Here is a 9,455-nt window from a genome sequence, read left to right on the forward strand (position 1 = left end):
TGCGATGGCTGCTTTACTGTTTATGGTTGCATGGAATATGAGTGAAGCAAAAAAAGTTAAAGAGATTATTCAAAAAGCTCCTAAAGGGGATATTGCAGTACTATTGGTATGTCTATTTTTAACAGTATTTTTTGATATGATCATTGCCATTTCAATTGGTGTGGTTTTAGCTGCTTTATTATTCATGAAAAATATTGCTGATTTAACTAAACTTACAGAAATTGATTGTGAGCATTTTGATGAGACAGAGATTTTATATACAATTCATGGGCCACTTTTTTTTGCGGCGGCTGAACGGATTTTTAGTGAGCTATCTGAATTAAGTGACCGTTATCAGACAATTATTTTAGATTGGACGGGGGTTACACTGTTAGATGTTGGTGGCTTACAAGCATTTACTCGATTTATGGAGGATTTGGATGAGAATAAACGTATTATGATTTGTAATGTTCCATTTCAACCTTTAAAAACATTGGCACGTGCAAAAATTCAACCTATAGAAGGTCGGTTGGACTTTTATTCATCTCGTTTAGAAGTATTTAAGGTGCTTAATCATGGAAGTAATGTTTGTATTGAAGTGATTAACCCATAAATGGCTATGGTGATTAATAAAATACCACAGGCACCTAAAATCTTGTGGTAAATCGATTTTTGTGACAAAGCATTGAATGCCACATATACAATGGATAATGTCAGAAAATCAAGAATGATCCATGTGATCACTAAAATAGATAAGCTGATATTAATGTTATCGTGCACATTGATGAATTGTGGGAAAAAGGATGAGAAGAAAATAATATCTTTGGGATTAGAAATTCCTACTAAAAAGCCTTTTTTAAAACCACCATCTACAGGTTTGATGGTTGTGGGTGAGGCATCAGAAGGAGTGCAAACTTCTTTTAAAATTTCATAGCCTAAATAAGCAATGTATAGCGAGCCTAGCAATTTAATGCTGGTAAAAATTAGATCATTGATGCTTAAAACCCCTTTTAATACTAGGATAGAAAAAGCGATCAAAATTAATGATGCGATATTGGTGCCAAAAATAGTTTTTAAGGCGGCACGATAACCATGTTTTAAGCCTGTGCTCGCAACTAAAATCATAACAGGGCCAGGCGTTGCGATCATTACAATAACAGTAACAATATAAAGGCTGAGTTCTAAGAAATTCATGGCTATCCTTCATTCAAATGAACGATAGTTATAAGATGTTTTATGTATAAAAGCAATCTACAGTTTGTGTGAAATAACATCATTAATATTCTAGATAATTTTTTAAAATCATAATGTTGCGTATAATATTTTATAGTTATGTTATAGTCTATCAGTAATAGTATGATGAGTTCATATCATCTATTGTATGTTTTCCCTTAACTAAGTATGAGGAGTATCACATGGCGGTATTAAACGGTAAAGTTGCATTAATAACAGGGGCTGCATCAGGCATTGGTAAATGTATTGTAGATTTATTCGTTAAGAATGGCGCAAAAGTTGCAGTTGTTGATATTAATGAGATACAAGGACAAGAGGTGGCAGCCGCTTATGGTGAGCATGCCATTTTTATTAAGGCTGACGCTGCTTCTCCTGATGATAATAAGCGTATGGTTGAGGAAACAGTTAAGGCATTTGGTCAATTAGATATTGCAGTGAATAATGCCGGGATTGTTGGGGCTTTTGCTGTGGTTGATCAGTACGGGATAGAAGATTGGAAAAAAGTTATTGATGTAAATTTGAATGGTGTTTTCTATGGCATGCATTATCAATTACTTGAAATGCTTAGACATGGAAAAGGTAGTATTATTAATATTTCTTCAATTTTAGCTGAAGTTGGTGTTGCAAATTCATCGGCTTATTGTGCAGCTAAGCATGGCGTGAATGGTTTAACTAGAACGGCGGCATGGGAATATGGTAAGCAAGGTATTCGCATCAATGCCGTAGGGCCAGGCTACATCGGTACACCATTAGTAACTGAAAGTTATAGTGAAGAAGTGATTCAAGAATTATCTTCTCGTCATGCAATGAATCGTTTAGGTACACCGGAAGAAGTGGCGGAATTGGTTTTATGGTTGGCATCTGATCAAGCATCATTTGCAACAGGCGGTTATTACCCAATTGATGGCGGATATTTGGCGCGTTAAAATACAAGTAATTTAATTATCTCAAAGGGCTGATTAATCAGCCCTCAGATTGCTGAAAGCTTCCGAGGGAAGCTTTTTGGCGACCTAAATTACAAATGTTGCTGTTGGCGTTTTGGTGTGGCGGTTTTAGGTATGCGATTTTTAAAGCGATCTTCAAAACCTTCTGGTTTATCACCCAAATATTTTGGCCAACCTTGTAAACCAATACGTAAGAAATCTTGTCCCATAATTTCTTGAACTTCAGCTAAGGGCAATTGTTTTACTTCTGTTAAATATACAAAAACTTCAGCAAAAAGTTTATCCAATGGAATGCTGTGCGTACGCTTAAACTTGTTCACCATATATTCTGAAATATCCCATAAAGTTTCAAAGGCTTTTTCATCGAATAGCAATGGCAAAGTTTGGCTAAAACGACCTGAGTTTGCGATTAAATCCCAAAATTTTGCAGCATGTTTCATCTGATTCATGGTTGTGAAATCCATATCCTTATTTTCATAAACGCTATAAGGTGCTTCAGGACTATATTTGAAATCAAAATCTTTCGTGTGGCGATCAATCGGCGTACCTTTCAAGCGCTTTAGAATACCCAATTGAATTTCTTGTGGTTCCCATGACCAAAGCTCGTTAAAGCCTTCTGCAAATTTCTCTAAATCCTCCGCAGGTAAGCCTGCAATCAAGTCCACATGCAAATGCACAGTTGTGTGTTTAGATAACCAAGATATATTCTCTTTAGCTTTCACAAGATTTGTTTTACGAGAAATGAGCTTTTGTGTTTCAGGGTTCAATGTTTGAATCCCAATCTCAAATTGCAAGCTACCTTCAGGGAATTTTAAGATTAACTCTTTAATTTCATTAGGTAAGAAATCTGGCACTAATTCAAAATGTAAAAAGAGTGATTCTTCAGGATTCTTCGCTAATTTATCTAAGAAGAAATTCAAAATGCTGACAGTAAATTCGCGTTTTAAGTTAAAGGTACGATCAATGAACTTAAATTGGCGCAAACCACGTTCATATAAACGATTCATCGCAGCGAGAAATTCATCCAGTGGAAATGTCCAAGCGGTTTTATCTAAGCTCGACAAACAGAATTCACATTTAAAAGGGCATCCACGGGATGCTTCCACATAAACAGTACGATGCTGAATGTCAAAGTCCGTATAATAATCATACGGCATTTTGATGTGCTCAAGCTTGGGTTGTAAGCCAGTGATTACTTTATTTTCAGGTGCATTGCCTGCCAAAATATCACGGCACAATTCATAAGCGCTGATGTCGCCCCAGCCTGTAATTAAATAATCAACAGTATTGAAGATAGTTGTATCATTATATTCATGTGAAACTTCCGGCCCGCCAATCACAATGATGAGCTCAGGCATCAACGCTTTCAGTTCGCGAACTAATTTTGTTGTCTCATTGATGTTCCAAATATAAACGCCCAATAATAAGATCTTTGGATTTTTTTCATGAACAATCGTCAAAATTTCTTCTGTATCTTGCTGAATTGTAAATTCACAGATTTCAGCTTGAGACTGAATTTCTTCCATGTTCGCATATAAATAGCGTGTTGCTAAAGATGCGTGAGAAAATCGGGCGTTTAGGGTGCTGATTAAAATATTCATTGCGGTTACATCACCAATGTATCTTGCATTGAATACAAGCCTGCAGATTTTGAATGTAGCCAGCGCGCAGCATAAACAGCGCCATCCGCAAATAAAGTACGATCTTTAGCTTTATGTGTGATTTCGATTTGCTCTTTCAATGTTGCAAAGATTACCGTGTGATCACCTACAACGCTGCCACCGCGCAATGTTGCAAAGCCAATTTCACCTGCACCACGTTCACGATCCATATCATGGCGATCATAAACAGCAACTTTATCAAAGTCTTCATTCATAGCTTTAGCAACCACTTTACCCATTTGCAATGCAGTGCCAGATGGTGCATCTTTTTTAAATCTGTGGTGCATTTCTAAAACTTCGATATCGGCTTGTTTGCCTAAAACTTTAGCAGCTTGCTCAAGTAGTGCATAAACTAAATTCACACCGAGGCTCATATTTGGCGCTTGTAGGATTGCAGTTTCTTTTGCATATTCTTGTAATTGAGCTAAATCATCATTCGATAAACCTGTTGTACCGATCACAACTGGGATTTTAGCTTTGGCAATTGCACTGATATTTTGCATTGTCGCTTCTGGTAATGTGAAATCAATGTAAACATCTACAACATTAGTTGTGGCAGCAATATCATCTGTGATCGCAACATTTAATGGTGCGCTGTGTAATAATTCGCCAGCATCGTGACCAATGTTTGCGCTACCTTTGTGCGTAATCGCAGCACCTAAAGTTAAGTCGTTTGCATCAGCAACCAACTGCAGAATATTGACACCCATTCTGCCTTCGACTCCGATAATACCAATTCGAATCATGATCTCAACCTCTTTCATAAAATGAGGCTCATTATAGCGATAAACCCTACAAAAGTATTGTTTATTCATATTCAAGAAAAAAGATGATTAAGTAAAAAATATTTATGAAGGTCAAAATTTTAGGGATTATATTTGACAAATGATCTTTAAATGATAATAATTCTCATGCGTTAATTAATTCTTAATGATAACTGTTATGAACAATCGACTTTTAAAAAAAACTGCTATTGTGAATGCGATCTTGATTGCCTGTGTTGGGGCATTTCATACAGCAGCTGTTGCTGCAATGATCTATCAATCACCTGCAAAAAAATCTGAGCCAATTGCCAATGCAATGAGTTTTGATGTGATGGAAATGGAGTTTTTTGGTGCAAGTAGTGAAAGTGTCGAAGAAGCAAGAGTTGAGGAGGTAGAGCCTGAAGTTTTTGATCATCCGGCCGTTGAAGAATTAATTGAAAAAGAAATTGTCGCGGTTAAATCAGTGGATCAAGCAGATATTGTGATTCCAGAGAAGAAAGAAGAAGTTAAGGAAATTAAAAAAGTAGAAAAGGTTGAACCTATAAAGCAGAAAGTTGTACAAAAGCCTGTTGTTAAACCTCAGCCAAAAGTACAAACACAGAATATTGCAAAAAATTCAGCCAAGCAACAAATGAAAGGTGGCAAACCATTAGTGTCATCTTCAAGTATTAAGTTCATTAAAAATCCTGCACCTAAACGACCTCGCATCGCGCATAGAAATAAGTGGACGGGCAATAGTGTTGTTATGGTGGAGATTGATCAACGAGGAATCCCGGTTAAAGTTGTATTAGAGCGCTCTTCAGGTCATGATGTGTTGGATAAAGCTGCACTTGAAGCTGCTCGTGGTGTTAAAATTCATCCATATATAGAAAATGGTCAGAGCATTGCTATCAGACATCGAATGGATTACGCATTCTAATACAATTGTAATTTTAGGGGAAAATTGTGGACGCAGAGAATATTGGTTTTGTACATTTTATTGCACAGTCTGATTTATTGAGTAAATCACTTTTGGCAATATTAATACTTATGTCATTAGTATCTTGGAGTATCATCGTCATCAAATTTTTTGAGGGTATGATGAGACGACAAAAAGTTGCGCGTTTTTTTAAAGCATTTAGACAAGCAAAAACGGTACAAGAAGTTTCTGCTGTAGCTGATCAAGTCAGTGGCGTAGATTATTCAGTACTCACAAGAAAAGGTGTAGATGCGATTCATTTTTATAAAGAAAGTAGTGATACACCATTATTGCAATCGACATCATTTACAGATTTTTTGACTGTAACGTTAAGAACAGCGCTCGATGAAATACAGATGACCAAAGAAAATGGTTTATCGGTATTAGCAACGATCGCAGCAACAGCACCATTTGTTGGGCTGTTTGGTACAGTTTGGGGTATTTATCATGCGCTCATTACCATCAGTGTAACAGGTGCAGGTACGATTGATAAAGTTGCAGGCCCTGTGGGTGAAGCATTAATTATGACTGGGATTGGTTTAGCGGTAGCGATTCCTGCCGTAATGGCTTACAACTGGTTAACACGCCGTAATAGAGTTGCACTCGGTCGTTTAGATACATTCGCATTTGAGCTGATTACTGTGCTTGGTGGCACACAAAAGCGATAGGAGGTTTACATGGCATTAGGAAGAATTAGAGAAGGTGTGCATACTGAGAATGCTGAAATCAATATGGTGCCTTTAATTGATGTCATGTTGGTGCTACTGGTGATTTTTATTATTACAGCGCCGATGGTTACACAATCTGTTAATTTGTCTTTGCCAAAAACATCGGATATTGCAGTGCCTGTAGAACAGAAACAAAAGCCACAAGTTATTGAGATCACCAAAGATGGTGAGATTTTATTGAACAAAACAGCTGTCGCGATGGAAACTTTGCATGCAGAATTGAATACCATTAAGAGTAATTCGGTAGAGCAAGAACCGATCATTCAATTAAATATTGATGAGAGTGTTCCATATGATACAGTTGCCAAAACATTGATTGAAATTAAAAGAGTAGGTCTCTCCAAGATTGGCTTTACAACAACGCTTCAAGAGTAGCCACACTCAAATAATTTCAATTTATACAGCTCCCTGCACTTTGAAGATTCTTCGGAATCTTCTTTTTTTTATTTATTTTTTGTATATCAGAATAAATCTGATATTGTTTTAAGATTAGCAGATTTAGGTTGTTAGGTTCAATATATTTTTATAGGAAAAGAGGAAATCATGAATGCATATCGTTTAACAATGTCATGTCCAGATGGTGTCGGAATCGTTGCGGGAATCAGTGGTTTTATTGCTGAACACGGCGGTTGGATCACAGAAGCAAATCATCATTCGGATTTTGGCAGCGGCTATTTCTTTATGCGTCATGAAATTCAGGCTCAATCTTTACCATTTGGCTTAGAAGAGTTTAAAGAGCGCTTTGCACCGATTGCAGAAAAATTCAATATGAAGTGGAAAATCTCTGATACATCAGTTAAAAAGCGTGTTGTATTGATGGCGAGTAAAGATTCTCACTGTTTAGTGGATTTATTATCGCGTTGGCATACGAATGAATTGGATTGTGATATTGTTGGAGTCATTTCTAATCATGATGATTTAAGAAGCTTGGTTGAATGGTATAAAGTGCCATATTTTCATGTGCCTGTGAATCCTTTGAATAAAACAGAAAGCTTTGCTCAAGTGAATGATTTAATTGAAGAGTTAAAAGCAGATACCATCGTATTGGCACGCTATATGCAGATTATTCCACCAGATTTATGTGAGCGTTATAAGCACCAAATCATCAATATTCATCATAGTTTTTTGCCATCGTTTGTGGGGGCTCGCCCTTATCATCAAGCAGCGCAACGTGGTGTTAAATTAATTGGCGCAACATGCCATTATGTGACGCAAGATTTAGATGCTGGCCCAATCATCGAGCAAGATGTGACAAGAATTACTCACGCTGATAATGTACAAGATATGATCCGCTTAGGCCGTGATATTGAGCGTGTTGTATTGGCTCGCGGTTTACGTCATCATATTGAAGATCGTGTATTAGTACATGGCAATCATACAGTTGTATTTTAAGTTCATCTGATTTTTATTATTCAAATTGGATTTGTTGGATTTGTTGGATTTGAGATAAAAATTCCCTGCAGAAGCAGGGAATTTTTTATGGGCGATGGATCAGTAATTAATAACCTTCGTGATCATGATGCTCAAGTTTGCCACTGAAAATGCGGTGCACATAAAATGTATAAATAAGGATTAAAGGTAAAACTAAACTCACACCCCATAATGTAAATTCTAGAGATTTTGGTGCGCTACTTGCTTCCCAGATTGTTAGTTTACCTAAGATAATGTCAGGATAAGTGCTGTAACCAAAGCCAATGAATGAACACAATACAATCAATACAGCGCATAAATATGGAACCCAGTCATATCGATAGGTATTATCCTTAGCAATTTTTGGCAGCATTGTAAAAATAATGATTGCCAATGCAACGCAAGCTAATGGTACAGGAGCAAGGTATAAAATATTGGGCATGCTGAACCATTTATTATAAACCGCGGCATTTGTAAAAGGTGTTGCAATTGAAATTAAAATAATTGCTAGGAAAGCTAAGAAAATACTATGGCGAATTGTGCGAATAGCCATTTGACGGATATGGTCTTTGGCTTTAAAGATCAGCCAAGCTGATCCTAAGAGAGCATAACCAAAGCAAACAGCGATACCTGTTAGAATAGCAAAGCTCCAAGTGATCCAATTTTGTTCTAGGCCCATAACATATAATCCGATCATCACACCTTGTGACATTGTCGCAATATAAGAACCGACGCAAAATAGTTTATCCCATAAGCCTTGGTGCTCTAATTTTGCTGTATTGCGAAAATCGAATGCACAACCGCGTAAGATTAATCCGCCAAGCATTGTGGCAGTTGGGATATATAATGTGACTAATATATCACCATAAGCTTGTGGAAAGGCAATGAAAAGAATACCAACGCCTAAAACAATCCAAGTTTCATTGGCATCCCAAAAAGGGTCAATGGTTGCAACCATTGCATCACGATCTGCTCGCTCTTTAACAAAAGGGAATAATAAGCCAACGCCGAGGTCATAACCATCAAATATGATATAGAAGAAAACGGCAACCGCCATTAAAACAGCGAATATTATAGGTAAGAGAGTCACTGCATCCATGATTATGCTCCTTGTTTAGCTGCTTCAATATTATTTTTAATATCTTTATTGGTCATATAAAACATTACAGATAGGTAGCTGATCAATAAAAATGCGTACAATACGATATACATTGTCAATGATGTGATCATCACTGTAGGGCCATGCGGTGCAACTGCATCGGATGTTTTTAATAATCCATAAACAATCCACGGTTGTCGGCCAATTTCAGTCACATACCAACCCGCGATGACTGCAATCCAACCTGAAAATGTCATACCGAATAGAACCTTATGCATCCAACTTGAAATTTCTTTTTTGCGCCATAGCTGATAAACAGCTACCCATGATACAAGTAACATCAAAAAGCCAATACCAGCCATGATTCGGAAGCTAAAGAAGACGGGTGCCACTGGCGGATGAACTTCAAATTCATTCAATCCTTTGATTGCACCATCCCAACTATGCGTTAAGATTAGGCTACCTAAATTAGGTACAGCAATTGAAAAATCATTGGTGCGTGTTTCGGCATTAGGGATTGCAAATAATGTTAAAGCTGCGGGTTGTTCAGTTTCCCAGATCGCTTCAATAGCAGCTAATTTATCAGGCTGATGTTTGAAGACTAATAAACCAGAAGCATCCCCCACAAATATCTGTAGAGGGATTAAAAATGCAGCAACAATAACGCCTACATGCATGG

General features: G+C 37.1%; 11 protein-coding genes. 6 read left to right on the forward strand and 5 right to left on the reverse strand.

From position 1 onward, the window contains the following. Positions 1–592: STAS domain-containing protein (locus BZK14_RS00520; protein ID WP_143691241.1), on the forward strand; the 592-nt coding region annotated here is incomplete at its 5' end. Here BZK14_RS00520 and BZK14_RS00525 read toward each other — a convergent pair. Further along, entirely contained in the window at positions 553–1,173 is a 621-nt protein-coding gene (locus BZK14_RS00525) for a LysE family translocator (protein ID WP_077924662.1), read from the reverse strand. The genes BZK14_RS00520 and BZK14_RS00525 overlap by 40 nt on opposite strands. Before the next feature lie 221 nt (positions 1,174–1,394). Here BZK14_RS00525 and BZK14_RS00530 point away from each other — a divergent pair, with 221 nt between their 5' ends. Further along, positions 1,395–2,138, forward strand: coding sequence for an SDR family NAD(P)-dependent oxidoreductase (locus tag BZK14_RS00530; RefSeq protein ID WP_077924663.1), 744 nt, complete (start codon positions 1,395–1,397; stop codon positions 2,136–2,138). A gap of 89 nt (positions 2,139–2,227) precedes the next feature. Here the strand turns inward: BZK14_RS00530 and BZK14_RS00535 are convergent, their stop codons facing one another. Both BZK14_RS00535 and dapB read right to left on the reverse strand, forming a co-directional pair. After that, the gene (locus tag BZK14_RS00535) at positions 2,228–3,757 is read right to left on the reverse strand and encodes a B12-binding domain-containing radical SAM protein (protein WP_077924664.1); all 1,530 of its coding nucleotides are present in this window, start codon (positions 3,755–3,757) and stop codon (positions 2,228–2,230) included. Positions 3,758–3,762: 5 nt separating this feature from the next. Continuing rightward, complete coding sequence (dapB, locus tag BZK14_RS00540; RefSeq protein WP_077924669.1) at positions 3,763–4,563, reverse strand: 4-hydroxy-tetrahydrodipicolinate reductase; 801 nt, start codon at positions 4,561–4,563, stop codon at positions 3,763–3,765. Positions 4,564–4,759: 196 nt separating this feature from the next. Here dapB and BZK14_RS00545 point away from each other — a divergent pair, with 196 nt between their 5' ends. The 4 genes from BZK14_RS00545 (at position 4,760) to purU (ending at position 7,659) form a co-directional block, all read left to right on the forward strand. Continuing rightward, complete coding sequence (locus BZK14_RS00545) at positions 4,760–5,500, forward strand: energy transducer TonB (RefSeq protein ID WP_077924665.1); 741 nt, start codon at positions 4,760–4,762, stop codon at positions 5,498–5,500. Between the two features lie 26 nt (positions 5,501–5,526). Further along, on the forward strand, positions 5,527–6,207 hold the full coding sequence (locus BZK14_RS00550; protein WP_171973602.1) for a MotA/TolQ/ExbB proton channel family protein: 681 nt from the start codon (positions 5,527–5,529) through the stop codon (positions 6,205–6,207). 9 nt (positions 6,208–6,216) lie between these two features. Then, on the forward strand, positions 6,217–6,642 hold the full coding sequence (locus BZK14_RS00555) for an ExbD/TolR family protein (protein ID WP_077924666.1): 426 nt from the start codon (positions 6,217–6,219) through the stop codon (positions 6,640–6,642). 168 nt (positions 6,643–6,810) lie between these two features. Further along, complete coding sequence (gene purU / locus BZK14_RS00560; RefSeq protein ID WP_077924667.1) at positions 6,811–7,659, forward strand: formyltetrahydrofolate deformylase; 849 nt, start codon at positions 6,811–6,813, stop codon at positions 7,657–7,659. 106 nt (positions 7,660–7,765) lie between these two features. Here the strand turns inward: purU and BZK14_RS00565 are convergent, their stop codons facing one another. After that, the gene (locus BZK14_RS00565) at positions 7,766–8,776 is read right to left on the reverse strand and encodes a cytochrome d ubiquinol oxidase subunit II (protein ID WP_245831099.1); all 1,011 of its coding nucleotides are present in this window, start codon (positions 8,774–8,776) and stop codon (positions 7,766–7,768) included. Positions 8,777–8,778: 2 nt separating this feature from the next. After that, positions 8,779–9,455, reverse strand: a 677-nt coding sequence (locus tag BZK14_RS00570; protein WP_143691243.1) for a cytochrome ubiquinol oxidase subunit I, incomplete at its 5' end; no start/stop codon positions are given.

The organism is Wohlfahrtiimonas larvae (assembly GCF_002006755.1).
Taxonomy (GTDB): domain Bacteria; phylum Pseudomonadota; class Gammaproteobacteria; order Cardiobacteriales; family Wohlfahrtiimonadaceae; genus Wohlfahrtiimonas; species Wohlfahrtiimonas larvae.

Coding starts and splice junctions, on each gene's coding strand:
- BZK14_RS00525 (WP_077924662.1), bottom strand. CDS start 1,173: ATGAATTTCTTAGAACTCAGCCTTTATATTGTTACTGTTATTGTAATG.
- BZK14_RS00530 (WP_077924663.1), top strand. CDS start 1,395: ATGGCGGTATTAAACGGTAAAGTTGCATTAATAACAGGGGCTGCATCA.
- BZK14_RS00535 (WP_077924664.1), bottom strand. CDS start 3,757: ATGAATATTTTAATCAGCACCCTAAACGCCCGATTTTCTCACGCATCT.
- dapB (WP_077924669.1), bottom strand. CDS start 4,563: ATGATTCGAATTGGTATTATCGGAGTCGAAGGCAGAATGGGTGTCAAT.
- BZK14_RS00545 (WP_077924665.1), top strand. CDS start 4,760: ATGAACAATCGACTTTTAAAAAAAACTGCTATTGTGAATGCGATCTTG.
- BZK14_RS00555 (WP_077924666.1), top strand. CDS start 6,217: ATGGCATTAGGAAGAATTAGAGAAGGTGTGCATACTGAGAATGCTGAA.
- purU (WP_077924667.1), top strand. CDS start 6,811: ATGAATGCATATCGTTTAACAATGTCATGTCCAGATGGTGTCGGAATC.
- BZK14_RS00565 (WP_245831099.1), bottom strand. CDS start 8,776: ATGGATGCAGTGACTCTCTTACCTATAATATTCGCTGTTTTAATGGCG.